The sequence below is a fragment of the Amycolatopsis orientalis genome, assembly GCF_000943515.2.
Classification (GTDB): domain Bacteria; phylum Actinomycetota; class Actinomycetes; order Mycobacteriales; family Pseudonocardiaceae; genus Amycolatopsis; species Amycolatopsis orientalis.
In genome coordinates, this window is sequence record NZ_CP016174.1 from 2885599 (window position 1) to 2909259 (window position 23661).

Annotated in this window: 23 protein-coding genes and 1 pseudogene; 16 read left to right on the top strand and 8 right to left on the bottom strand. The window is 69.3% G+C overall.

Translation table 11 applies throughout. From position 1 onward, the window contains the following. Positions 1–3: 3 nt before the first annotated feature. On the top strand, positions 4–1005 hold the full coding sequence (locus SD37_RS12820) for an SdiA-regulated/phytase-like domain-containing protein (protein WP_044854231.1): 1002 nt from the start codon (positions 4–6) through the stop codon (positions 1003–1005). A 109-nt stretch (positions 1006–1114) separates the two neighbouring features. Here SD37_RS12820 and lexA read toward each other — a convergent pair whose 3' ends face one another. Beyond that, entirely contained in the window at positions 1115–1831 is a 717-nt protein-coding gene (lexA, locus tag SD37_RS12825) for a transcriptional repressor LexA (protein ID WP_037304190.1), read from the bottom strand. A gap of 334 nt (positions 1832–2165) precedes the next feature. Here lexA and SD37_RS43730 point away from each other — a divergent pair, with 334 nt between their 5' ends. From SD37_RS43730 to SD37_RS12845, 4 genes are all read left to right on the top strand, one after another. Next, positions 2166–2660, top strand: a complete 495-nt coding sequence (locus SD37_RS43730; protein ID WP_044854232.1) for a LysM peptidoglycan-binding domain-containing protein — start codon at positions 2166–2168, stop codon at positions 2658–2660. A 302-nt stretch (positions 2661–2962) separates the two neighbouring features. Beyond that, a complete protein-coding gene (gene nrdR / locus SD37_RS12835; RefSeq protein WP_037304189.1) occupies positions 2963–3451 on the top strand; it encodes a transcriptional regulator NrdR in 489 nt (162 codons plus the stop codon). A gap of 34 nt (positions 3452–3485) precedes the next feature. Next, complete coding sequence (locus SD37_RS12840) at positions 3486–6302, top strand: vitamin B12-dependent ribonucleotide reductase (protein WP_044854233.1); 2817 nt, start codon at positions 3486–3488, stop codon at positions 6300–6302. Positions 6303–6400: 98 nt separating this feature from the next. Beyond that, positions 6401–7420, top strand: a complete 1020-nt coding sequence (locus tag SD37_RS12845; RefSeq protein WP_044854234.1) for an outer membrane protein assembly factor BamB family protein — start codon at positions 6401–6403, stop codon at positions 7418–7420. Here the strand turns inward: SD37_RS12845 and SD37_RS12850 are convergent. From SD37_RS12850 to SD37_RS12860, 3 genes are read right to left on the bottom strand one after another with little or no spacing between them, the layout of a single operon-like run. Next, complete coding sequence (locus SD37_RS12850; protein ID WP_044854235.1) at positions 7417–7773, bottom strand: DoxX family protein; 357 nt, start codon at positions 7771–7773, stop codon at positions 7417–7419. The genes SD37_RS12845 and SD37_RS12850 overlap by 4 nt on opposite strands. Positions 7774–7812: 39 nt before the next feature. After that, on the bottom strand, positions 7813–8862 hold the full coding sequence (locus SD37_RS12855) for a DUF2293 domain-containing protein (RefSeq protein WP_044854236.1): 1050 nt from the start codon (positions 8860–8862) through the stop codon (positions 7813–7815). A gap of 18 nt (positions 8863–8880) precedes the next feature. Then, positions 8881–9480, bottom strand: a complete 600-nt coding sequence (locus SD37_RS12860; protein WP_044854237.1) for a CGNR zinc finger domain-containing protein — start codon at positions 9478–9480, stop codon at positions 8881–8883. A gap of 55 nt (positions 9481–9535) precedes the next feature. Here SD37_RS12860 and SD37_RS12865 point away from each other — a divergent pair, with 55 nt between their 5' ends. Then, positions 9536–9934, top strand: a complete 399-nt coding sequence (locus SD37_RS12865; RefSeq protein ID WP_044854238.1) for an SRPBCC family protein — start codon at positions 9536–9538, stop codon at positions 9932–9934. Here SD37_RS12865 and SD37_RS12870 read toward each other — a convergent pair whose 3' ends face one another. Next, positions 9935–10522, bottom strand: a complete 588-nt coding sequence (locus tag SD37_RS12870) for a TetR/AcrR family transcriptional regulator (RefSeq protein ID WP_044854239.1) — start codon at positions 10520–10522, stop codon at positions 9935–9937. A 92-nt stretch (positions 10523–10614) separates the two neighbouring features. On the opposite strand from SD37_RS12870, the gene SD37_RS12875 reads away from it, so the two are divergent. After that, positions 10615–11271 carry an FMN-dependent NADH-azoreductase gene (locus tag SD37_RS12875; RefSeq protein WP_044854240.1) on the top strand — a complete coding sequence of 219 codons (657 nt, stop codon included), beginning with the start codon at positions 10615–10617 and terminating at the stop codon, positions 11269–11271. After that, positions 11271–11585, top strand: a complete 315-nt coding sequence (locus tag SD37_RS12880) for a DMT family transporter (RefSeq protein ID WP_044854241.1) — start codon at positions 11271–11273, stop codon at positions 11583–11585. The genes SD37_RS12875 and SD37_RS12880 overlap by 1 nt, the downstream gene beginning before the upstream one ends. An 85-nt stretch (positions 11586–11670) precedes the next feature. Here SD37_RS12880 and SD37_RS12885 read toward each other — a convergent pair whose 3' ends face one another. Beyond that, positions 11671–13680, bottom strand: a complete 2010-nt coding sequence (locus tag SD37_RS12885) for a prolyl oligopeptidase family serine peptidase (RefSeq protein WP_044854242.1) — start codon at positions 13678–13680, stop codon at positions 11671–11673. 118 nt (positions 13681–13798) lie between these two features. Between SD37_RS12885 and SD37_RS12890 the strand changes: the two genes are divergently transcribed. From SD37_RS12890 to SD37_RS12900, 3 genes are read left to right on the top strand one after another with little or no spacing between them, the layout of a single operon-like run. Then, positions 13799–14731, top strand: coding sequence for a neutral zinc metallopeptidase (locus tag SD37_RS12890; RefSeq protein ID WP_044854243.1), 933 nt, complete (start codon positions 13799–13801; stop codon positions 14729–14731). After that, positions 14728–15204 carry a hypothetical protein gene (locus SD37_RS12895; protein WP_044854244.1) on the top strand — a complete coding sequence of 159 codons (477 nt, stop codon included), beginning with the start codon at positions 14728–14730 and terminating at the stop codon, positions 15202–15204. Before SD37_RS12890 ends, SD37_RS12895 begins: the two co-directional genes overlap by 4 nt. Before the next feature lie 53 nt (positions 15205–15257). After that, positions 15258–15689 (top strand): CBS domain-containing protein, encoded by a 432-nt coding sequence (locus SD37_RS12900; RefSeq protein ID WP_037304170.1) that lies wholly within the window; start codon positions 15258–15260, stop codon positions 15687–15689. Positions 15690–15750: 61 nt separating this feature from the next. Here SD37_RS12900 and SD37_RS12905 read toward each other — a convergent pair whose 3' ends face one another. Continuing rightward, the gene (locus SD37_RS12905) at positions 15751–17559 is read right to left on the bottom strand and encodes a glycoside hydrolase family 15 protein (protein WP_083254956.1); all 1809 of its coding nucleotides are present in this window, start codon (positions 17557–17559) and stop codon (positions 15751–15753) included. A 196-nt stretch (positions 17560–17755) separates the two neighbouring features. Between SD37_RS12905 and SD37_RS12910 the strand changes: the two genes are divergently transcribed. Genes SD37_RS12910 through SD37_RS43735 form a run of 3 tightly spaced genes read left to right on the top strand, consistent with a single transcriptional unit; the run spans position 17756 to position 19916 of the window. Continuing rightward, positions 17756–18289, top strand: coding sequence for a DUF1269 domain-containing protein (locus SD37_RS12910; RefSeq protein WP_044854245.1), 534 nt, complete (start codon positions 17756–17758; stop codon positions 18287–18289). Next, entirely contained in the window at positions 18286–18744 is a 459-nt protein-coding gene (locus tag SD37_RS12915) for a DUF7144 family membrane protein (RefSeq protein ID WP_044854246.1), read from the top strand. Before SD37_RS12910 ends, SD37_RS12915 begins: the two co-directional genes overlap by 4 nt. Next, positions 18738–19916 (top strand): AI-2E family transporter, encoded by a 1179-nt coding sequence (locus tag SD37_RS43735; protein WP_063774593.1) that lies wholly within the window; start codon positions 18738–18740, stop codon positions 19914–19916. Before SD37_RS12915 ends, SD37_RS43735 begins: the two co-directional genes overlap by 7 nt. Here SD37_RS43735 and SD37_RS41950 read toward each other — a convergent pair. Then, positions 19862–20425 (bottom strand): annotated as a pseudogene (locus SD37_RS41950) (GAP family protein); the annotation flags it as partial. The gene SD37_RS43735 and the pseudogene SD37_RS41950 overlap by 55 nt on opposite strands. A 344-nt stretch (positions 20426–20769) precedes the next feature. On the opposite strand from SD37_RS41950, the gene SD37_RS12930 reads away from it, so the two are divergent. Together SD37_RS12930 and SD37_RS12935 are read left to right on the top strand one after the other, a co-directional pair. Continuing rightward, positions 20770–20988, top strand: a complete 219-nt coding sequence (locus SD37_RS12930; protein WP_037304164.1) for a hypothetical protein — start codon at positions 20770–20772, stop codon at positions 20986–20988. Continuing rightward, positions 20973–23633 carry a winged helix-turn-helix domain-containing protein gene (locus SD37_RS12935; protein ID WP_044854248.1) on the top strand — a complete coding sequence of 887 codons (2661 nt, stop codon included), beginning with the start codon at positions 20973–20975 and terminating at the stop codon, positions 23631–23633. The genes SD37_RS12930 and SD37_RS12935 overlap by 16 nt, the downstream gene beginning before the upstream one ends. Positions 23634–23661 lie beyond the last annotated feature (28 nt).

Here is a 23661-nt window from a genome sequence, read left to right on the forward strand (position 1 = left end):
GATGTGCGGGGGATTGTCGCGGCGGCGGTCGTGCTGGGGACGTTCGTCGGCGGGACGGCTCCCGCCATGGCCCAAGAGGTCCCGGCGCCGCAGCCGGTGTGCGCGAACCGCGATTCCCGGCTCAGCGAGCTGTCCGGCCTGGTTTCGGACGGCGAACACCTGTACGCCCTCAACGACGGCGGCACCAAGACGCAGATCTTCGTGCTCGGCCGCGACTGCAAGGTGCAGAAGGTCATCTCGTCCCCGACGGATCCCTACGATCCCGAAGACCTCGCCCGCACCGCCGACGGCACCTTCTGGCTTTCCGACACCGGCGACAACCGCAAGAAGCGGGACACCGTCGCGCTGATCTCGCTGACCCCACAGGGCAAGGCGACGTTGCACCGGCTCACCTACCCCGACGGCCAGCACGACGTCGAAGCGCTGATCATGGATCGTTCGGGCACGCCGTACCTGATCACCAAGGACGTCTTCGGCGACGCGAAGGTCTACCGGCCCACCGGTCCGCTCGCCAGTCCCGGCCCGACCCCGCTGGAAAGCGTGGGTTCGTTGCAGATCAAGGAAACCTCGACCCCGGGCGGGCCGGTCGGCTCGATCGGTTCGATGACGGTGACCGGGGCGGCGTCGATGGCCGACGGGTCGGTGGTCGCGTTGCGCACCTACACCGACGCTTACCTCTACTCCGTCACCGACGGGGACCTGGCGGGCGCGCTGCAACGAGAACCCCTGCGCGTGCCCCTGCCGAACGAGAAGCAGGGGGAGGCGCTCGCCTTCGATCCGGACGGGACCCTGCTGTCCGGCGGGGAGGGGGTCGGAGAGCAGATCCGCGCGGTGAAGGGTGCGGCGGCACTCGCCGCGGCCACGGGCGGCACCTCGGGCGGGACCGCCGCGGCCGGTGGCAAGGGCCAGGGATCCGATTTCCCGTACGCGCAGGTCGGTATCGCCGCGATCGTCGTGATCGGCGGTCTGCTCCTGGTCGGCAGGCTCCGCAAGCGGCGGGCCTGACCACCCCGCGAAGAGGTGGTCGAGCCGGCCGAAGCTTGCCGGGTCTGACCCGTGGCCTCGTGACCCGGGATCCCGGCGTGCTCCGGCTCTGGACTGAAACGGCTCCTGACTAAAGCCTGCGAAGGACCGCGACGACCTTGCCGAGGATCGTGGCGTCGTCACCCGGGATGGGCTCGTACGCCTCGTTGTGCGGCATCAGCCAGATGTGGCCGTCCTTGCGCTTGAACGTCTTGACCGTGGCTTCGCCGTCGATCATCGCCGCCACGATCTCGCCGGGATCGGCCGTGGGCTGCTGGCGCACGACGACCCAGTCGCCGTCGGTGATGGCGGCGTCGACCATCGAGTCACCGGTGACGCTGAGCAGGAACAGCTCACCCTCGCCGACGATCTCCCGCGGCAGGGGAAAGACGTCTTCGATCGCCTGCTCGGCCAGTACCGGCCCACCGGCGGCGATGCGGCCGACGAGCGGCACGTACGCGGCCTTCGCGGCCGACGGCGGCTGCTCGACGTCGATGCCCATCGGGTTGTCGTCCGTCGCGGCGAGGACGCCCACCGCACGCGGGCGGTTCGGGTCGCGTCGCAGATAACCCTTGCGCTGCAGGGCCTGCAACTGGTGCGACACCGACGAGGTGGAGGTCAGCCCGACCGCCTCGCCGATCTCACGCACACTCGGCGGGTAACCGAACCGGCTCACCCACAGCTTGATCACGTCGAGCACCTGCTGCTGCCGCACGGTCAGGGTCTCGTCCACCTCGTAGACCTCGGGCAAGGCGCGCACCTTGCCCGAGCGCCTAGGCGCGTTCCCTGCCTTGCTCTCCTTAGCCACCGTCTCGCTCCTTCATCTCCTGCGCCGCCTCCCAGTACGTCCGGTCGCCCGGACCGACTTCGCGTGTCCTCGTCTGTCTTCGCCGGTGACGGACGATCTTCACCGCCCCACGGCACCGGCGGCGTCCGCACAGCAGACGCCCTGGTCAACGACGTTAGCCCGCCGGGACGACGATTTCAAACATCTGTTCGATGGACACGCCGTGTCGCTCGATTTTTGTCGGGGGGAGGTGGTACACATTCGCACGGGCGTTCGATAGAACGCGTGTTCGATCTTGATCGCCGGGCCCGCCCGGCGCTGGACCTGAGTGAAGCAGGACTGCGAGGAGGTTCCGATGTCGATCCTGGCCGATCGAGGACTGGTGCGGACCAGTACCCCCGGGCCCGTTCCGGCAGGGGTGACCCGGCCCGTGCGGGTGGTTCGGGGCGGGCGTGCCGAGCCGCTGCGGCCGCCGTCACGGGCGCGGGTCGTGGCGGGCCGCCGTCCCGGTGTCGCCACCGCCGCCCCGGGTTGCCCGGCGCCCCGGAGGCTCCCGCTCCGCTGGCCGTCCCTGGTCGCGATGGCCCTTCTCGTCGCCGGTGTCGTCACCGGATTGGGTCTGTTCTTGGCGGGCACTCCCGGCACCGCGGTACCCGAGCGGACCACCACGGTGTCCGTTTCGGGTGGTGAGTCGCTGTCGGATCTCGCGGCGCGATTCGCGCCAGGAAGCGACACTGGCGCGGTCGTCGCCAAGATCAAGGAACTCAACTCCCTGCAAGACGCCGTTCTCGTGCCTGGACTGCCACTCACGGTGCCGGTCGCGGCCGAGGTCGCCGAGGGCGGGAGGTGAGCCTGGAAGCCACTCTCACCCACCGCGGGTGATGTCCCCTTTCGTGTCCGATCGGCCCCGCGGTTGCGCTTGCGTGCGCCCCACCTGCGATCTAGTCTCCACCGCTATATGTAGTAGTTACATGGCTGTAGTTGGTCCATAGCTTGGGGTAGACTCGGTACCAGTTGTCCACAGCTGGCCGGTGTTCACCCACCGGATGTCCACAGATCGATCCACAGGTCGGTCTTTCCCGTCGTTGCGTGGCGGCGGGGGCGGGCGTCCACTCGGGGACCGGCCGGCGCGGAGGGGAAGGTGATCGGCGGATGAGGTGCCCGTTCTGCCGGCATGCGGACTCTCGGGTCGTCGACTCCCGAGAGGTGGATGAGGGTCAGGCGATCCGGCGGAGGCGCTCGTGCGCCGCTTGCGGCCGGCGCTTCACCACTTCGGAGACGATGGTGCTCGCCGTCGTCAAGCGGTCCGGGGTCACCGAGCAGTTCAGCCGGGACAAGGTGGTCCGGGGGGTGCGACGCGCCTGCCAGGGCAGGCCGGTCGACGACGACGCGCTGCAGCAGCTCGCGCAGCGGGTCGAGGAATCGATCCGGTCGGCGGGGCTGGCGGAGATCCCGAGTCACGAGGTAGGCCTGGCGATCCTGGGTCCCCTGCGTGAACTCGACGGCGTCGCGTATCTCCGGTTCGCCAGTGTCTACCGCTCCTTCTCCTCGGTCGAGGACTTCGAGAAGGAGATCTCGGACCTTCGTGAGGCCATGGCTGCCGCACCGGACGAGAGCGATCAAGACGCGAAAGACGGCTGATGCCGCCTCCCGCGTGGGAGTGAGGGAAAGACCCATGACCGAGACCGTGGGAACAGGTAACCCGGCCACAACGCGGACGAACGGGAAGAAGAAGCAGACCGGCGGGCTCACCGTGCGGCGCGTCTTCACCACCGAGGGCGTCCACCCGTACGACCAGGTCACCTGGGAGAAGCGGGACGTCGTGATGACGAACTGGCGCGACGGCACGGTCAACTTCGAGCAGCGCGGTGTCGAGTTCCCCGACTTCTGGTCGGTCAACGCGACGAACATCGTCACCAGCAAGTACTTCCGCGGCGCCGTCGGTTCGGCCCAGCGAGAGCAGAGCCTCAAGCAGCTGATCGACCGCGTCGTCCACGCCTACGTCGGCGCCGGCCGCGAACACGGCTACTTCGCGAGCCCCGCCGACGCCGAGGTCTTCGAGCACGAGCTGACCTGGATGCTGCTGCACCAGGTGTTCAGCTTCAACTCACCGGTGTGGTTCAACGTCGGCACGACGTCGAGGCAGCAGGTCTCGGCGTGTTTCATCCTCGCGGTCGACGACACCATGGAGTCGATCCTCAACTGGTACCGCGAGGAAGGCCTGATCTTCAAGGGCGGCTCCGGGGCGGGCCTGAACCTCTCCCGCATCCGTTCTTCGCGTGAGCTGCTGTCCTCCGGCGGTACCGCGTCCGGTCCGGTCTCGTTCATGCGCGGCGCGGACGCCTCCGCGGGCACCATCAAGTCCGGCGGCGCCACCCGGCGCGCGGCGAAGATGGTCGTCCTCGATGTCGACCACCCGGACGTCGAGGAGTTCGTGCAGACCAAGGCCCGCGAAGAGGAGAAGATCAAGGTCCTCCGCGACGCCGGGTTCGACATGGACCTCTCCGGCTCCGACATCACCTCCGTCCAGTACCAGAACGCGAACAACTCGGTCCGCGTCTCCGACGAGTTCATGCAGGCCGTCGAGACCCAGGGCGAATTCGGCCTGCGGGCCAGGATGACCGGCGAGGTCATCGACCGGGTCGACGCGAAGAAGCTGTTCCGCACCATCGCGCAGGCCGCCTGGGAATGCGCGGATCCGGGGCTGCAGTACGACGACACGATCAACGACTGGCACACCTGCCCCGAATCGGGCCGGATCACCGCGTCCAACCCGTGTTCGGAATACATGCACCTGGACAACTCCAGCTGCAACCTCGCCTCGCTGAACCTGCTCAAGTTCGCCACCGCCGACGGCGGCTTCGACGCGCCGCTGTTCGCGAAGGCGGTCGAGCTGGTCATCACCGCGATGGACATCTCCATCTGCTTCGCCGACTTCCCGACCGAGGCGATCGGCGACACCACACGCAAGTTCCGCCAGCTGGGCATCGGATACGCGAACCTCGGCGCCCTGCTGATGGCGCTGGGCCACGCCTACGACTCCGACGGGGGCCGCGCGCTCGCCGCCGCGATCACCTCGCTGATGACCGGTGTCTCGTACCGGCGTTCCGCCGAACTCGCCGCGGTCGTCGGGCCGTACGAGGGATACGCGCGCAACGCCGAGGCGCACCAGCGGGTCATGCGCAAGCACGCCGCCGCCAACGAACTGGTGCGGACCTACCACGCGAACGACGCCGCCGTCCGCGCGCTCGCGACCCAGGAATGGAAACGCGGCATCGAACTCGGCGAGGCCGGCGGCTGGCGCAACGCGCAGGCCTCGGTGCTCGCGCCCACCGGCACCATCGGCTTCATGATGGACTGCGACACGACCGGTATCGAGCCGGACTTCTCGCTGGTCAAGTTCAAGAAGCTGGTCGGCGGCGGGTCGATGCAGATCGTCAACCAGACCGTCCCGCGCGCCCTGGCCGCGCTCGGCTACCAGGGCGAACAGATCGAGGCGATCGTCGAGTACATCGCCCAGCACGGCCACGTCGTCGACGCGCCCGGCCTGCGCCAGGAGCACTACGAGGTGTTCGACTGCGCGGTGGGGGAGCGGTCCATCGCGCCAATGGGGCACGTCCGGATGATGGCCGCGGTGCAGCCGTTCCTGTCCGGCGCGATCTCCAAGACGGTCAACATGCCGGAGTCGGCGACCGTCGAAGAGGTCGAGGAGATCTACTTCCAGGGCTGGAAGTACGGCCTCAAGGCGCTCGCGATCTACCGCGACAACTGCAAGGTCGGCCAGCCGCTGTCCACCGGCAAGAAGGAGAAGGCCGAACCCGAGGCCGAAAAGGTCGTCGAGTACCGGCCGGTCCGCAAGCGCCTGCCGAAAAAGCGCCCGAGCCAGACGGTGTCGTTCACCGTCGGCGGCGCCGAGGGTTACCTGCACGCCGGCTCCTACCCGGACGACGGGCTCGGCGAGATCTTCGTGAAACTCGGCAAGCAGGGTTCGACCCTCTCGGGCGTGATGGACGCGTTCTCGATGTCGATCTCGGTGGGCCTGCAGCACGGGATCCCGCTGGAGTTCTACGTTTCGAAGTTCTCCAACCTGCGTTTCGAGCCCGCCGGGATGACCGACGACCCGGACATCCGGATCGCCACCAGCGTCATGGACTACCTGTTCCGCCGGCTGGCGCTGGACTACCTGCCCTACGAGAAGCGTTCGCAGCTCGGCATCTTCACCGCCGACGAGCGCTCGGCGCAGGTCGAGGCGAACTACGGCTCCGCTCCCGCCACGGAACCGGAGAACGTCGACATCGACGCGCTCCGGTCCACTGTGGACTCTTCTGCCGCGGAGCCCGCCAGGGTGGCGCATTCGACGGCGGAACTGGTGGAGCTGAACCTCGGCACCGCCTCCGACGCGCCGCTCTGCATGACGTGCGGCACCAAGATGCGGCCCGCCGGCTCGTGCTACGCCTGTGAAGGGTGCGGAGCGACCTCCGGCTGCAGCTGACACTGATGCCCGCTTCGGCGGACGACCCACGTCGTTCGCCGAAGCAGGCGTCGGCGAATCCGGTTGTGCGGTGGCCCGTCCGCTGCTGAACTGATCTCGTGTTCGATGTCCGCTGGGAACGGCCGCTGCACCAAGCCGGTTCGCCGTCCGCGATGGCGGTCACCGAGCAGCACCTGGTCGTGCATGAGCGGAACACGAGACTGGTCGGTCTGGATCCTGTCGAAGGATCGGTGCGCTGGGACGTCCCGGTCGGGACCTGGCCGCGTGCCGTCGTGGTCGCCGAACCGCATTGCCTGGTGATCCCGCAGAACACCGGCGGGCTTCTCTGCCTGGACGTCGAAACAGGCGAAGACATTTGGCAAGCGGAGCCCGGCTCGTTCGCCGGTCATGTCGTGGTGGACGAAGAACTCGTGCTGGTGGGCGGTTGGCGCGGTTATACGCCACTGTCCGCAGTGGACCTCCGCACCGGTGTCCCGCGTTGGCGCGCGGGGACGCACGGCGGCACGGTCTTGCCCGCCGTGACCGAGGCCGGTTTCCTTCTCGGCGAGCCGGGCGGCGACTCCGTGAGGCTGATCGATCGAGATGACGGCCGGGAGCTGACCACGTGGTCTTTGCCCGAGCCCTTGGCCGGCCCCGATGTCGGGCCTGCCTTTCGCGTGGAGGGCGGCGGCTTCCTCACGCGATGCGGCGACCGGCTGGTCGTACGCATCGTCCCTGCCGAGGCGAAAGCCGAGATCGTCTTCCGTGCCGAGCGTGATCTCGCGCCCAGAGCGGTCGACCTGTGCGGCGGCTTGCTCTGGTTGGCCGGGCGGCGTGGTGGCTACACGGTGGTCGACCCGTCGGACGGCGCCGAACGGTGGAGGATCCAGCACGACCGGCGGTTCGTCGCCTCGGTCGCGTCCGTGGCGGGAGGGTTCGCGATCGCCGACGAAGGCGGATCGTTGTTCCGGATCGACTTGGCCGGACTGGTGAGCGAGCGTGCCCGGTTGACCCAGCGGATCCGCGATCTTCGCGAGCAAGGGCCTTCGAAGTTCCTTCTGCTTGCGAAGGGGTCTTTGCTCGCTGTCGACGCCAGCAGGCCTAGCGGCCACGTCCACGCCGACCACTTCGGTCCCTAGCCGGTCTGAGTGAGATCGAGGACGAAGGTCGCCACCGCCAGCGCGAGGAAACCGGCGGGGAAGGCGATGTTGTAGAGCACCCGGGCGCGCAGGTGGGTGAGGACGGCGCCGAGGTAGAACAGCACGAGCCCGGCCGCGGCGGCCGTTCCGATGAAAGGCACGCCGAGGAGGCCGAGCAGCAGCCCCACGGCTCCCGCCGCCTTCAGGGAGGCCAGGGGCGGGATCCAGGATCGCGGGACGTTCACCTCGGCGGAGTTCTTGAGGACGAAGGGGGCATGGGCGAAGTCGGCGGCGGCGATCCCGGCGTTGACCACGATCGTCACGATGGCGACGGTGAGGTAGGCGGAGGACATGCTCCCTGGACGAGACCCGCGCCCGGAACGTGACAGGCCTCAGGAACGCCAGCGTTCGAGCACCGCGTCGATGGTCGAGCGGATGCGGTCGCGGGCGGCCTGCCGCTCCACCCCGGCCATGAGGAGATCGTCGTAGTCGGTGTCGAGATGCCGGATCGAGGCGACGACGGCGAGGAACACCGCTCGTTCGGCCAGTTCCCGTCCGGCGGCCGATCGGCCGACGCGGCCGCTGCCGCGCTGACCGGCGTGTTCGGCGATGGCGCGCGCCCGCTCCGGCGGGCAGCCGGGGAACATCTCGGTGATCGCGGTGTGGAACCGGGCGATGAATTCGACGTCCTCGTGGGCGCGGCGTTCGCGGTCACGCACGCGACGTCGTTCCCGGACGTCCTCATCGGCGAAGCACTGTTCCTCGGCGCTGCGAAGCGCCTCTTCTTCGACCAGGATTCCTTGCCGCTCCTGGCGTTTCCGGGACCGGTTGAACCGCGTGACCACGGCGGAAAGGCGGCTCGCCTTCTTGGCCCGGCGGGTCAGGGTCGCGTCACCGGACGGGAGGAAGACCAGGTGGCCGAAGTCGGCACAGTCGAGGCAATGCGGTACCTCTTTCTCCAGGTACTGCAGGTCGCCGGTACCGCCGCACTCGGCACAGGTCCACTCCTTGAGCGCGACCCAGACGACGAGGTCGGGGGCCTTTTGCTGTCTGGCCACGACTTGAGCCCGTTTGGCCTCGGACAGTCCCGGCATGATCCAGTGCGTCCGGAAAAGCGGTTCGAGACCGGCGAATTCTCCCGAAGCGGCCGTCAGTGCGGCCCGGTCACGAGTCGCGGCGACGTGCTCGATTTCTGAGCCTTCGAGCCCGTTCGCGCCGGCCCAGCGCTGAAGTGCTCCGAGGGCGAAGCTCAGTTTTTCCTTACTGACCGGCAGTGCCGTCGTCAGGTCGGGGGTCCGGCCTTGCTGCCAGGCCTTCACGACGTTCTCCGGCAGCCAGCCGATGCCGGTCAGGACGTCGAGCGCGGTCACCGACTTCCGTTTGGACAGCAGCTTTTCCGCCGTCTCTACGACGCGCTGTTCCAGTTTCGCCTCACCTTGCATCGCCGGGAATCGTAGCGATCAGGCGCTCTCGGTCCGCGCGCGGTACGCCCGGATCTTGGCGCGGTTGCCGCAGCGTTCCATGGAGCACCACCGGCGGTTGCCCGAGCGCGAGGTGTCGAAGAAGAGCAGATGGCAGTCGTCCGCGGAACACTCGCGGACCCGGCCGGACCGGTCGCCCGCGACGAGGCCGATGGCGTCGCGGGCGACGGCGCCGAGGAGTTGCTCGCCGGTGACGGGCGGCGCCCAGGCGAGTCGCCGGGTCTTCGGGTCGACGAGCGGCCTCGGGGTCTCCGCGGTCCCGCTGTTCAGCACGGCGAGGTCGTCGTCCGACGGCGCTTCGCCACGGGCGAGGGCGGGTGCCACGCGGTAGAGGGTGTCCCGGAGTTCCTTGAGCGCGGTGAGTTCGGCGGGCCGGATCCGGACGTCGGTCAGGGGTGCGGTCAGCGCCAGCCGGGAGCCGGTGAACCACTCGGCGAGGGCGGCCGGAGTGTGCGCGATCTCGTAACGCTCATAGGGGCCGGGGCCACCAGTCAGCATGAGTTCGAGGCTGAGGCAGCCCGGATCGAACCGGTACCGCTCACCCTGGGCGCTGACGAGCGGTCTTGTTCCCGGAGTCATGTAACCACTATAGTCGGTTTCAGAAACCAGGTAAGACGGTTACGGCGGAGGCGAGATGATCGGCAAGACGAAGGACGCGGGCTGGGAGATCGGCGTGTCCAAGACGGTGGCGTATCCGCTGGAACAGGTTTGGGAGTACCTCTCGGGTCCGGGTCTGGCGACCTGGCTGGGCGATGTGCGGCTGGAACCGGAGAAGGGCGCGCCGTACGAGACGGCCGAAGGCACTGTGGGCGAGGTCCGCGGTTATCGCGAACAGGAGAAGATCCGGCTTACCTGGAGGCCGAAGGACTGGGATCACGAGAGCACCGTCCAGGTGGGACTCCGTCCGGCCGGGCCGGGCAAGACGGTGGTGGTCTTCCATCAGGAGCGGCTCGCCGGGCCGGAAGAGCGCGCCGCGCAACGTGAGCATTGGCAGGCCGTGATGAAGGCCGTCGTCGACGGCCTCGCCGGCTGATCAGGACAACGCGCGCCGCGCTTGTTCGCTGAGCGCGTCTGTGATCCGCTCGGGACTCAGGCCCAGCTCGCCCGTCTGGTAGAGGAACACCTCCGGCGCGAGCGGGGCCAGGAGGATGTCGGCAAGCGCGTCTGGATCCTTCGCGCCCGCCTGTTCGGCGAGGAAACGGACGTGGGTGCGCCAGAGCCGGTACGGGCCGGTGGTGAACCGCGAATGCCCGACCTCGGTGCCGAGCACCAGATGGGCGTGCCGGTCGAGGAGTCCGGTCATCGCCGCGTAGAACGCGGCCAGCCGCTCGGCGGGCGGCGCGCCGGGGCCGAGTGGGGGAGGGCCGGTGAGCAGCCGTTCCTGCAGTTCCCGCTCGTGCTCGTCCAGCAGGGCGACGGCGATCGCCGAGCGGTCCGGGTAGCGGCGGTACAGCGTGGCCCGGCCGACCCCGGCCGCCTTGGCGATGTCCTCCATGGTGACGTCGGCGGCCGGACGTGCGGCGAAGAGCTCTTCGGCGGCCTTCAGGATCTTCGCGCGGTTGCGGGCGGCATCCGAGCGTTCCCGTCCCGGACCGTTCGCGAGCAGATCTTCCGTCGGCATGTCCGCAGCCTAGGGAATATCCGGACGCGACGTCCACTTGTACCCGGCGAAGCAAGTGGACGCCGTGTCCACTTCCTGGTCCGGGAGGCCCGATGAGCCACCTTCTTCACCTCGACTCCAGCGCCCGCAGCGCGTCGTTCTCCCGCGAGCTGAGTGCTCGCTTCGCCGAGGTCTGGCGCGCCGCGCACCCTGGCGCGGGCTACACCTACCGTGACCTGGCCGCCGAGCCGGTGCCGCCGATCGGCCAGGCGTGGACCGAGATCTGCGACGCCCTCCTCCAGGCCGGGATCACCGATCCGGACGGCTACGCCTCGGTGGTGAAGACGCCGGAGCAGCGGGAGGCATGGGCGGTCATCGAGCCGCTGCTGGCCGAGCTGCTCGCCGCCGACGTCGTGCTGATCGGGGCGCCGATGTACAACTTCTCGATCCCCGCCACGCTCAAGCTGTGGATCGACCAGGTGACGTTCCCGAAAATGTCCTTGCCGGGCAAGGCTTTCGTGGTCGCGGGCGCGCGTGGCGGTACTTACCTGCCGGGAACGCCGCGCGAGCCGGTCGACCACCACGAGCGCTATCTTCGGGACTTCTTCGCCGGGCATTACGACGTCCGCGACGTCACGTTCCTGCATTCCGAGCTGACAAACGCCCTCGTCGACCCGCGGTTGAGCCCGCGTGATTCCGACCGGATCGCGTCGCGGGAACAGGCGCTGCTGGGCGCCGAAAAGCTGGCGTCGACCGGAACGGCGGTCTGATGGGCTGGGGAATCCTGGTCCTGGCGGGAGTCGTCGAGGTCGCCTGGTCGCAGAGCATCAAGCCCACGGAGAACTTCACCCGGTTCTGGCCGACCGTGCTGTGTTTCGTGCTCGGCGTCGCCGCGGTCTACCTGCTTTCCCGGGCGATGGACTCGCTGCCGGTGGGGACCGCGTACGCCGTGTTCACCGGCATCGGCGCGGTGGGCGCCATCGTGTTCGGCATCGTGGTCCACAAGGACCCGGTCAGCTTCGGGCGGTTCGCCGCGCTGGCGCTGATCGTGGGCGGGGTGGTGCTGGCGCGCGTGACCGCTTGACCCGGGTCGTGTCATAAGGGGTCCCCATAGGACGAAAATCGTCCTATGGGGACCCCTCATGACATCCGGCGGCGCGGGGGAGGGGTCAGGCGGCGAGCTTCTCCCACAGGAATTCGAGCATCAGCGCCCATTTGAACGCCAGCTGCTCGTTGTCGGCCGCCGCGCCGTGGCCGCCTTCGATGTTCTCGTGGTAGCGCACGTCGTGCCCCTGCTCCAGCATCCGCGCGACCATTTTGCGCGCGTGCGCGGGATGCACCCGGTCGTCCCGGGTGGAGGTGACGAACAGGACCGGCGGATACGCGGCTCCACTGTGGACGTTCTGGTAGGGCGAGTACTTCCCGATGTAGTCCCATTCCGCCGGGTCTTCGGGGTCGCCGTACTCGGCCATCCACGACGCGCCCGCGAGAAGTTTGTGGTACCGCTTCATGTCCAGCAGCGGCACCTGGCTCACGATCGCGCCGAACAGGTGCGGGTAGCGCGTGAGCATGACCCCCATCAGCAGTCCGCCGTTGCTGCCGCCCTGGATGCCGAGGCGGCCGGGTTCGCTGATGCCGCGCTCGGCGAGGTCGGCGGCGACGGCCGCGAAGTCCTCGTACACCTTGTAGCGCTTGGCCTTGATGACCGACGTGTGCCAGGTGGGCCCGTATTCGCCACCGCCGCGGATGTTCGCGACGACGTAGGTGCCGCCGCGCGAGAGCCAGCCGCGGCCGATCACGCCGCTGTAGCCGGGGGTCAGCGAAACCTCGAAGCCGCCGTACCCGGTCAGTAGTGTCGGCCCGCCTTCGGCGCCCGAAGGACGTACGACGAAGTACGGGATCTTCGTGCCGTCCTCCGACGTCGCGAAGTACTGCGAGACCGTCATGCCGTCGCTGTCGAAGAACGCGGGAGCGCGCTTGAGGACTTCGACGTCCTCGCCGACGTGCCCGTAGCTCAGTGTCGACGGCTGGGTGTAGCCGCTGGAGTCGAGCAGGTACTCGTCGCTGACGTCGGGGTCGGTGCCGGTGATCTGCGCGGTGCCCAGTTCCGGGGCGCCGGCGAGCGGTTGGGAACGCCAGCCCTCCGACGGCGTGAGCACACGCAGTTCCGTCCGGACGTCGGACAGCGTCGAGAGCAGCAGGTGGTTGTGCGTCCACACCCAGTACTCCAGCGACGTGTGCGCGTCGGGGGTGAAGAGTGTCGTGAAGGTGCGCTCGCCCGCCATGAAGGCGTCGAACCCGGAGGCGAGCAGGGTCCCGGACGGATAGGTGGTGCCGTCGACGGTCCAGTCCGACCGGAGCCGGATCAGCAGCCACTCGCGGTGTGAGGACGTCTGGGCGTCTTCGGGGACCTCGATCCGTTCGAGGCCGCCGGGTGTCCGGAGATACCGTTCGGTGCGGTAGAAGTCGATCGACCGGTAGACGAAGTCGCGCTCGTATCCCTCGGTCGGGTCATGGTGGGCGGACACCGAGACGTCGTCCGGTTTGCCCTCGAAGACCACCGTCGCCTCTTCGAGCGGGGTACCGCGCCGCCATTCCTTCGCCAGCCTCGGATAGCCGGAGCTGGTCAGCGTCCCCGGACCGAAATCGGTGCCGATGTAGACGCGGTCGAAGTCGATCCAGCCGATCCTGGTCTTGGCTTCGGGCACGAAGAACCCGTCTTCGACGAAGCGGCGTTCGTCGAGGTCGAACTCGCGGACCACAGTCGCGTCGGCGCCGCCTCGCGACAGTTCGATCAGCGCGCGGTGATAGCCCGGCCGGAGGACGGCCGCGCCCTGCCATACCCAGTTCTCGCCGTCGGCCTCGGCCAGCGCGTCGACGTCGAGCAGGAGCTCCCATTCCGGCGCGTCGAGCCGGTACTGCTCGAGGGTGGTGCGCCGCCACAGGCCGCGGGGGTTGGCTGAGTCCTGCCAGAAGTTGTAGAGATGGCCGCCGCGGCGCCGGACGTACGGGATCCGGTCGTCGGCGTCGAGGACCTCGCGGACCTCGTCACGGATTCCGGTGAACCGCTCACCGCCTGCCAATTCCGCCAGAGCCTCGGCGTTGCGGGCTCGCACCCAGTCCAGCGCTTCTTCGCCGGTCACGTCTTCCAGCCACAGGTACGGGTCCTCGTCACTCATGCTGACAGTCTCGCCGGGCGGTCCGTCCTGGCGCCACCAGGTGTCCGTTTCCGGTGCGTCTCTACGTCTGCCCCTGCCTTCCTCCGTATGCTGGAGGCTCGCACGCTTGGGGGAGACCATGACCGGCACCGACGAGGTACCCAGACCGTTCGCGCCCCCGCCACCTCCTCCCGGAAGCCGCCGGGGCAAGGGGACCGCACTGGTCGGCGTGCTCGTCGTCGCCGCGCTGACCGCCACCGGGATGGCCATCGCGGGCGGACCGCGGAAGATCGACGGCCACGCCTTCCCGGTGGACGGAGCCTTCGCCTCCGAAGGGACCAAGAGGGAGGCCGGCGCCGCGAAACCCGCGCCCAAGGAGGTGCGGGAGCTGGAGACGAACCCGCTGCTGGCCGAGGGCGTCGTACTCGGCGCGGTCACCTGCCGCCTGCCGTCGATCAGCCGTGACCCCGCCAAGCTGGAGACGTACTACAAGACCTTCGCCTCCTGTCTCGCCGAAGCCTGGAAACCGGCCTTGGACCAGGCGAACGAGCCCACGCTGACGGCGACGGTGCAGGTGACGCTGCCCGAGACCAGCGCCTGCGGGAAGGCGCCGAGCGAGAACGAGGCCGTCGCCTACTACTGCGGCGGGGACACCACGATCTACGCGCCGACCGAATGGATGCTCGGGGACGCGGGCCTCGAACGGTCCCGGCACCTCGCGACGATGGCCCACGAGTACGGGCACCATGTCCAGCGGTCCAGCGGGATCCTGACGGCGGCCGCGGAGAAGATGTCGTCGCCGGAGGAGGACAGCCCGGCGGACAAGGAACTCGTCCGCCGCATCGAACTGCAGGCCAACTGCTTCGGCGCGCTCGCCCTCGCGGCCGCCTCCGGTCGTGGTTCGATCAGCAACTCGCTGGCCAACGCGGCGCTCGCCGACTACGGCCGCACCGACGACAGCGACACCCACGGCAGCCGCCGCAACCAGCTGAAGTGGGCGAAGGCCGGGTTCTCCGGGAAGACGACGTCGGCGTGCAACACCTGGGCGGCACCGGCCGCCGACGTGGAATGACCGACGACGTGATGGCCGAGGTCCACACCGGCCTCCAGCTGCACATCTCCGGGGACCGGGCGGGCGCGCGCGAGAAGTTCGCCGCGCTGTGGGAGCGGATCGGCGCGGACGGCGACCCGTTGCACCGGTGCGCGCTCGCGCACTACATGGCCGACGTCTGCGATGACCCCGCCGACGAACTCGCCTGGGACCTCCGCGCGCTCGCGGCCGCGGATTCGCTGACCGACGAACGCGCCCAGGAGTATCACGCGACCCTCGCCGTGCGCGGTTTCTATCCCTCGCTGCACCTGAACCTCGCCGAGGATTACCGCAAACTCGGTGATCACGAGGCCGCGAAGGCCCAGTGGGAACTCGGCAGAGGGACCCTTGGCGCCCTCGGCGACGACCCCTACGGCACCGGGATCGTCGAGGCATACGCGGCGCTCGCGACCAGGCTGGGTCTCGAATCGGACTCTCCGGACTTTCGCGGGTGACGATCAGGCCATAACCTGGAGTGACTCAGGTCACCCATCCGGGAGGAGCGCGTATGCGGATTTCCGATCTGTTGCGGAACAAGGGGGCGGCCGTCGCGACCGTCTCGCCGGAGACGAACGTCACCGAACTGCTCGAGAGACTCGCGGAACACAACGTCGGGGCGCTGGTGGTCGTCGACGCCGAGGGCGGGATCGTCGGGATCGTCTCCGAACGGGACGTGGTGCGACGACTCAACGAGCGCGGGCCCCAGCTGCTCGACGGATCGGTGTCCGCGATCATGACGAAGATGGTCGCCAGCTGCACACCCGAGGACTCGGTGGACCAGCTGTCGGTGCTGATGACCGAACGCCGCATCCGGCACGTCCCGGTCGTGGTGGACGGCAGGCTCGCGGGGATCGTGAGCATCGGCGACGTCGTGAAGACGCGGATGGAGCAGCTGGAGAAAAGCCAGGAACAGCTCGAGGCCTACATCTCGCAAGGCTGAGCGGCGAAAGGGGCCGTTCCCGGGGTAGCCGCCCGGGAACGGCCCCTTTTCGCGTACCGGCTCACCCGAGGGCGCCGTCGAGGGTGAGCGCGGCGTCGATGAGCCCGAGGTGGGTGAACGCCTGCGGGAAGTTGCCGAGCTGCTCCCCGGTCGGGCCGATCTCCTCGGCGTACAGGCCGACGTGGTTCGCGTAGGTCAGCATCTTCTCGAACACCAGCCGCGCCTTCTCCGGATATCCGGCGCGGGCGAGAGCGGTGACGTAGCCGAACGTGCACAGGGAGAACGTCCCCTCGTTCCCGCGCAGGCCGTCGGGGGAGACGTCCGGGTCGTAGCGGTGGACGAGGCTGTCGGTGACCAGCTCCCGCTCGATGCCCGCCAGCGTCGTCAGCCAGCCCGGGTCGCGCGGAGCGACGAAACCGACGTCGGCCATGCGCAGGAGCGACGCGTCCAGCGAGTCGGAACCGTACCGCTGCACGAAGGCCTGCTTGAGCGGATCCCAGCCGTGCGCCCAGATCTGGTCGTACACACGGTCGCGTTCGCCGCGCCAGAAGTCGAGCGCGCAGGGGCGGCCGTGCGCCGTCGCGAGGCGGATGCCGCGGTCGAAGGCGACCCAGCTCATGACCCTGCCGTAGGTGAAGTCGGCCTTGCCCTCCCGCGTCTCCCAGATCCCCTCTTCCGGCTGATCCCAGTTCGCCGCGAGCCAATCGAGCAGATCCGCCAGCGCCTTCCAGCCTTCGTGCCCGATCCCGGCGCCCCGCCGATCGGCCTGGTAGACGGTGTCGAGCAGTTCGCCGTAGACGTCGAGCTGAAGCTGGCCTGCCGCGGAGTTGCCGATCCGCACCGGCACCGAGCCGCGGTACCCGGCCCAGTGCGCGAGCGATTCCTCCATGAGATCCGGTGACCCGTCGACGCGGTACATGATCTTCAGCCCGCCGTCGCCGCGCGCCTGGCGTTCCCGGAGCCAGCGGGCGAAAGCGATCGCTTCGCCGGTGAATCCCAGTGCCAGCAACGAAGAGACCGCCAGGGACGCGTCGCGCACCCAGGTGTAGCGGTAGTCCCAGTTCCGTTCGCCGCCGATCTGTTCCGGCAGGCTCGTGGTCGGCGCGGCGACCATCGCGCCGGTCGGGGCGTAGGTCAGCAGTTTGAGGGTGATCGCGGACCGCTCGACCATCTCGCGCCAGCGCCCCCGGTACGTCGAGTGGTTCAGCCAGTCACGCCAGAAGGCGACGGTGTCCTCGAAGGCCCGCTCGATCTCCGTGACCCGGGTGGCGCGCGGTTCCCCGCCGTCCGATTCGAGCACGAAACCGCGGACCTGCCCGGTTTCCAGGGTGACCGAACCGTAGACACCGCCTTCGATGACGTGGGCGTGGGCCAGTTGCGGATCCCCCGGTTCCCGGACCGCGTGCAGGGTCAGCGCGGACGGCCCGCTGTCGAAGAGCACGCCGTCCGCGGTGACGGTGGTGGTGTGCGGCCGTCGCGCGTAGTCGAAGCGCGGCACGACGTCCACGGCGAACTCGACGTGCCCGCGCACGCAGCGGATCATCCGGATCAGCCGGTGGCCCCGGACGGAATGCGCCCCGATCGCCGGGCGCATGAAGTCGATGACCTCACCGGTGCCCAGCCTGGTGGTGAACCGGGTGATCAGGACAGCGGTGCCGGGGAAGTAGAACTGGCGCGAGGTGTACGGCTCGCCGACGGGCCGGACCCGGCAGTGGCCGCCGTCGGGATCCAGGAGCGCGCCGAACACACTTGGGGAATCGAAGCGGGGACAGCAGAACCAGTCGATCGCGCCGCCGGTGCTCACCAGCGCGGCGGTCCGCAGGTCGCCGATCAACCCGTGGTCGGCGATGGGTGGATGGTGATGGTTCACGCGAAACTCCTTGCCGGAAGGGGCTTTTCCGACCAGCCTGAGCCGGTTCCGCCGGGCGGGGCGTCACCCGGGACGGATGAGTTCCCGGCCGCGCGGCCGTGCTGACGCTCATCCGTCTCAGGTGATGTGCGCACCCCTGTCGCCGCTGTGCGATGGCCACCGTCAGATCACCCGGTTTCAGAAGGGACGGTGAGTCGTGGACACGTTGACCATCTGGTTGTTCCGCTCGGCAGAGGGCGCGGACGGCGCGGCGGAGACGGTGAAGCGCTTGGCGAAGAACCAGCTCATCTCGGTACACGACGCCGCGACGGTGTCGTGGCCGGAAGGAGCGTCCAAACCGAAACTCCGCCAGTTGCGCGACCTGGCCGGACGCGGCGCGCTGAGCGGCGCGTTCTGGGGACTGTTGTTCGGCTTGATCTTCCTCGTGCCCCTGCTCGGCGCGGCCCTCGGTGCCGCGGCGGGTGCCGTCGGCGGCCTGACGTCGGACTACGGCATCGACGACGACCTGATCAAGCAGGTCAGGGGAGAGGTCACCGAAGGCACGTCGGCCTTGTTCCTGCTCACTTCGGGCGCGGTCATCGACAAGGTGCGGGACGCCTTCACCGGTGACGAAGCGCCGGAACTGCTCTTCACGAACCTGGACACCGAACAGGAGAACGCCTTGCGGGAGAGTTTCGCGACGGAACAGGAACCGCAGACCGCCGGCGCACCGGGAACGGGGCGGAAATGAGCGCGCAGTGGGGTGCCGAAGCCGATCTCACCGAAGCCCGGCGGGGAGAGCACCGGTCAGGGATACGCCCGGTCTGGGCGGGTTGGCTCGTCTTCGCGAGTGTGGTCATGCTCATGCTCGGTGTCTTCGACGTCATCGCCGGGATCGTGGCCCTGTTCCAGGGCGGCTACTACATCTCCGGCCCGGAGTACACCCTCTTCCTGGACGTGACCGGCTGGGCGTGGGCCCACGTGGTGGGTGGCGCGCTGGTGGCCGTCTCCGGTGGTTTCCTCCTCTCGGGCGCGATCTGGGCGCGGGTGGTCGCGGTGCTCTTCGCGGCCGGGAACGCGGTGACCCATCTGGTGTTCCTATCGGCGCATCCGGTGTGGTCGATGATCGTGATCGCCCTGTGCGTGACCGTCATCTGGGCGGTCCTCGTCCACGGTGACGAGCTCCCGGATCGCGGGTCGTGGTGACGGACCAGTCCACCTCCCGGACACCGCGAGCGCTCGCCGCCCTGCTCGGGGCGGCGGCGCTCGTGGTCGGTATCGCGGGGGTCAAGGCGATCGCGTGGCTGGTGGCGCCGACGTTGCTGGCGCTGGTCATCGTGATCACGCTCGGTCCTGCGCACGGCAGGCTGCGGCGCCTGGGATTCCCCCGCTGGGCGGCGACGGCGGCGCTCGTGGTGTTCGTCTACGGGATCCTCGTCGCCTTCTGTGTCGCGATGATCGTGTCGGTCGCGCAACTCGCGTCGCTCCTGCCGCGGTACGCCGATCGGATCGCCGCGCTGTACGCCGAAATCGCCGCCGTGCCGTCGAAGTTCGGCGCCGATCCCGCCCGATTGCGGGACCTTGCCGGGGCACTCGACCCCGGCAAGCTCGTCTCGTACGCGGGTGCCCTGCTCGGGGATCTGACCGGGCTCACCACGAGCCTGGTCTTCCTGCTGGGACTGTTGCTGTTCCTCAGCGCCGAAACGGCGGACATCGACGGCCGCGTCGCCGGCATCGCGGGCGACCGGGCGCGGACGGCCGAGGCGCTGCGCGACTTCGGCCGCCGCGTCCGGGTGTATCTGGTGGTGACCACCGTCTTCGGTCTCGTGGTCGCCGCGCTGGACGCGCTCGCGCTGGTGCTGCTGGGCGTCCCGCTGGCGTTGTTGTGGGGCCTGCTTTCCTTCGTGACCAACTACATCCCGACGATCGGCTTCCTGCTCGGCCTCGCCCCGCCCGCCACCCTCGCGCTCCTCGACGGTGGCTGGCGGGCCATGGCGGCGGTGGCGGTGGTCTACCTCGCGATCAACTTCGTGCTGCAGTCGCTGATCCAGCCGCGGTACGTCGGCAACGCCGTCGGCTTGTCGCCCACGGCGACGTTCGTCGCGCTGGTGTTCTGGGCCTGGGTGCTCGGCCCGCTCGGGACGCTGCTTTCCGTACCGGCGACCCTGCTCGCGCTGGCCGTCCTCGTCGACGACCCCGGCCACAGCTGGGTCACGGCGCTGCTGGGTTCGTCCCGGCGGGAACCGGTGAGCGGTCAGAACACGATGAGCACGACGAAGAAGAGACACGCCACGATGTTCAGCAACCAGCCGTGGTCGTTCGTCCAATCGCGGATGGCGGGCATGACCCGGGCCGCCCGCCGCCGGAAGAGGAGGTAGGCCAGCAGCGGCAGGGCGGCGATCAGGGTGGTGGCCGCGAGGAACGGCAGCGCCGCGCCGAATCCCGCCCCGCCGCGGCCGAGGTCGAGGCCGACGACGCACATCACCACGATGTCCGACGGAAAGAACGCGATGAGCAGGAATCCGCTGCGGAATCCTCGCCGCGGTCCCGCCGACATGAGCGATCCCAGCCATTTCGGCGGTTCCGCGGTCTCGCGGTGCGTCCAGTTCCGGATCGCGATGCCCAGCAGGAGCGCCACCAGCGCGTACTGGACGAGGGCGTAGAGGGAACCGTCCGAACCGGAGACGAGGGGGTCGGGCGGGAGAAGTCCCGCCAGCCAGGTGGTCAGCGCGGTCCCCGCCGTCGCGGCCGTGGCGACCCCCGCCACGAACGCGAGCGAGGTCGGGACCGCGCGTGCCGTCGTGATCAGGATCAGCGCGGACACGAACTGCGGTCCGGCCATCATCGTGATCGCGAGCGGGAGCACCGAGAGCGAACCGTCCGTCATTGCCGAAACTCCCCGTCCGAGACCGTCATGGCAGCGAATCGCGTTGCCCGCCACCGGTTGTCCCCGACGGCGACGGGCAACGCTCGCGCGGCGGTCTCACCGCCGAAGCCTGGCGCTCCGTGATCCGCGATCTCCAGGATGCGCCGCCGGGACCCTGGGTTCTTCCTTCGTGGCGGGTGAAAACGAGCCCTCGGTCCCGTCACCCTCGGCGAGAAATCCTTTGTTTCGAACACTCTTCGCTACGAGTGATCCCCCGACTCACCCGCCAGGGAGGAGGTGACCGCCGCGCGGGGTGAGCAAGATCGGTCCCCTCACTCGTCTGGGGAATCGAAGGGAGACAATCGGTGAGCACTGAGCCGCGTCGTCGGTCCAGAGCCAAACTCGTCCTGGCGGTACTGACCTTCGTGCTGGTCCTTTCGGCGCAACCAGGGGAAAGCGGGGCACTGGGGAAGGAGGACGCCGTCCTTTCCGGTCTGGGCTTCGCCATCAGCGGGACCTCCCGCGTTTTCGCTTTCGTCTGGCATGCCCTGTCCAGTGCGGCGATGTCATGCGCCGGCCGGTGACCCGCGTCGAAGGAACCGCGACCCACGGCCGGGGGCCCGGTGTGGTGCCGTCGCCGAAACTCGCCCCGCCGCCACCCGCCTCCGATGTGCTCGAACGGGACCGTCTCCTGGACGCGCTCGATCAGGCCACCTCAGGGGAGATCCCCAGTGTCACGCTGCTCAACGCGCCGGCGGGATCCGGCAAGACCGTCCTGCTCGGCAGCTGGTTCCGGCGGCGCGCGCGGAATCACCCGGCCGCCGAACACCTCGCCTGGATCTCCTTGGACGCCAACGACAACAAGGTGTTCTCCCTGTGGTCGTCGATCCTCCGCGCGCTGCAGCGGAGCGCCGGGGACGGCTCGGTCCCGGGGCCCGCGATCCCCCGGGACGCTTCCGCGCACGAGTACGTCGGCGCGTTCACCGACGCGTGCGCCCGCCTCCCGCGGCCGGTGATCCTGGTGCTGGACAACGCCCACGAACTGTCCGCACCGGACGCGGTCAAGAACGTGAACCTGCTGTTGCGTTATCTGCCGCCGCGAGTGCGGATCGTCATCGCGACCCGGTTCCCGCCGCCGCTGATCCTGCCCCGGATCCGGCTCGAAGGGAGACTGCGCGAGATCACGGCGCGCCAGCTGAACTTCACCGAGGAGGAGATCGGGAAGCTGCTCGCCGGCCAGAATCTCGCGCTGTCCAAGGCGGATCTGGACGAGATCTCCGCGCGAACGGAAGGCTGGACGGCGGGGCTGCGGTTCCTCACCCTCGCGCTGGCCGCCGCCCCGGACACCGGTGCGGCGATCCGGGCCTTCACCGGCGACGACCGGCTGCTCGCCGAGTACCTGGGCGGGGAGATCGTCGGCCCGCAACCGGCGCAGATCCGCGAGTTCCTCTTGAGCACGTCGATCTGTCCCGACATCAGCGACGAACTGGCCACCCGGCTGACCGGGCAGGAGAACTCCGGGCACATCCTGTACACGCTCACCCGCACCAACGCGCTGGTCACGCGGCACGGCTTTCGCTACCGCTGCCATCCGCTGCTGCGCGACTACCTGCGAGCGGAACTCAACCGGCGTCATCCCAGCGCCTATCGCAGACTCCACCGTTCGGCCGCCGAATGGTTCACCGACGCCGGTGACGTGCTTTCGGCGCTGGAGCACGGTATCGCGGCGCAGGACGACGAACTGATCACCCGGTACGTCCAGCGGTCCGGGCTCCAGACCGTCCTCAGTGGACACGGGCCGCGGCTGCACACGCTGCTCGGCGCGTTGCCGGACCACATCCTGGCCCGGCCCCAGGTGGCGCTCATCGCCGCCGTGGCCGCGCTCGACGCCCACGACCTGGTGGCGGCGGACCGGTACCTCGGCAGGATCGACAATTCGGCCCAGCCGTTGCGTTCCGGGCGGCTGCGCGCGCTGAACGCCGTGGCCGTCCTGTACCGGGCGAGGTACGGTGGGCAACTGGACAAGGCGCTCGCGGGACTCCGCGCCACGAGCGCGGGCGACACCGGCGACGCCGACCTCGACCTGCTGGCGCTGGTCACCCGGGGGACCGCGGCCTTGTGGCTGGGCGACGTCCCCGGCGCCACCGAGGATCTGGAACGGGCGCTGCGGACGGCCACCCTGGAACAACGCGACGCGGTCCGGCTGCAGTGCGAGGTCCACCTCGCGGGCATCGCCCGGGTCCAGGGCGACCTCCCCGGGCTGGCCGTGCACACCGGCGCCGCCCTCGAACTGGCCCGCTCGCGCGGCTGGACCGAGACTTCGCGCACCGCCTTCCTGTACGCCGTCCTCGGGATGGCGGCCTACCAGCGGCTGGACCAGGAGAGCGCCCGCCGGTTCTCCGCACTGGCCACCAGGCTCTCGCCCGCGGTCGTGGAGCCGGGGGTGGAGATGCTGACGGTGACGCTCAGCGCCGCCGTCGGATTCGGTCTCGCCGCCGATCCGCACGCCGTCGTCGAAACGCTGCGGGGGCACCGGAAACGGCTCGCGGCCGAACCTGTCGCCCCCTGGCTCGTCGCCTGCACGGCCCCGATCGAGCAGCGGCTGGCCCTGCGCGTCGGGGAGCCCACCTGGGCGACGGACGTGACCGAACGGCATCGGCATCTGCTCGCGCCCTACGCGGAGCACGCGCTGCTGAGCGCCCTCGTGCATATACAGCGCGGACGGACCGGTGCCGCGCGGCGGCGGCTGCGGCCGGTCATCGAGCGGCAGACCAGGCCGCTGGTGGCGCAGACCCTGATCGAGTGCTGGCTCCTCGAAGCGGTACTCGCCGACCAGGCCGGTGAACAGAACCAGGCGCACAGCGCCGTGGGCCGCGCACTCGACCTCGCGGCGCCCCAGCAGGCGCTGCGGCCGTTCCACGACGCCGGACGGCGCGTCCGGGAACTCCTGGTGCGCGGTGCCGGGAGGTTCGGGCGCACCGAGGAGTTCGCGAGCACCGTCCTGCAGGCACTGCCCGCGCACCCGGCGGGGCCGGTCGACCCGCTCACCTCACGCGAGCTCGAACTCCTCACCGAGCTTCCGTCCATGCGCACCACGGAGCAGATCGCCGATTCGCTCTTCGTGTCGGTGAACACGGTCAAGACCCATCTTCGCGGTATCTACCGGAAGCTCGGCGTCAATCACCGCCGGGACGCCGTCGTCGCCGCACGACGGCGTGGCCTGTTGTAGGCGCCGCGGCCCGACAGCGTCGTCGGGC

Coding starts and splice junctions, on each gene's coding strand:
- nrdR (WP_037304189.1), top strand. CDS start 2,963: ATGAGGTGCCCGTTCTGCCGGCATGCGGACTCTCGGGTCGTCGACTCC.
- SD37_RS12850 (WP_044854235.1), bottom strand. CDS start 7,773: ATGTCCTCCGCCTACCTCACCGTCGCCATCGTGACGATCGTGGTCAAC.
- SD37_RS12860 (WP_044854237.1), bottom strand. CDS start 9,480: ATGACTCCGGGAACAAGACCGCTCGTCAGCGCCCAGGGTGAGCGGTAC.
- SD37_RS12840 (WP_044854233.1), top strand. CDS start 3,486: ATGACCGAGACCGTGGGAACAGGTAACCCGGCCACAACGCGGACGAAC.
- SD37_RS12935 (WP_044854248.1), top strand. CDS start 20,973: ATGCGCCGGCCGGTGACCCGCGTCGAAGGAACCGCGACCCACGGCCGG.
- SD37_RS12885 (WP_044854242.1), bottom strand. CDS start 13,680: ATGAGTGACGAGGACCCGTACCTGTGGCTGGAAGACGTGACCGGCGAA.
- SD37_RS12895 (WP_044854244.1), top strand. CDS start 14,728: ATGACCGACGACGTGATGGCCGAGGTCCACACCGGCCTCCAGCTGCAC.
- SD37_RS12855 (WP_044854236.1), bottom strand. CDS start 8,862: ATGCAAGGTGAGGCGAAACTGGAACAGCGCGTCGTAGAGACGGCGGAA.
- SD37_RS12870 (WP_044854239.1), bottom strand. CDS start 10,522: ATGCCGACGGAAGATCTGCTCGCGAACGGTCCGGGACGGGAACGCTCG.
- SD37_RS12865 (WP_044854238.1), top strand. CDS start 9,536: ATGATCGGCAAGACGAAGGACGCGGGCTGGGAGATCGGCGTGTCCAAG.
- SD37_RS12875 (WP_044854240.1), top strand. CDS start 10,615: ATGAGCCACCTTCTTCACCTCGACTCCAGCGCCCGCAGCGCGTCGTTC.
- SD37_RS43730 (WP_044854232.1), top strand. CDS start 2,166: ATGTCGATCCTGGCCGATCGAGGACTGGTGCGGACCAGTACCCCCGGG.
- SD37_RS12915 (WP_044854246.1), top strand. CDS start 18,286: ATGAGCGCGCAGTGGGGTGCCGAAGCCGATCTCACCGAAGCCCGGCGG.
- SD37_RS12890 (WP_044854243.1), top strand. CDS start 13,799: ATGACCGGCACCGACGAGGTACCCAGACCGTTCGCGCCCCCGCCACCT.
- SD37_RS12880 (WP_044854241.1), top strand. CDS start 11,271: ATGGGCTGGGGAATCCTGGTCCTGGCGGGAGTCGTCGAGGTCGCCTGG.
- SD37_RS12900 (WP_037304170.1), top strand. CDS start 15,258: ATGCGGATTTCCGATCTGTTGCGGAACAAGGGGGCGGCCGTCGCGACC.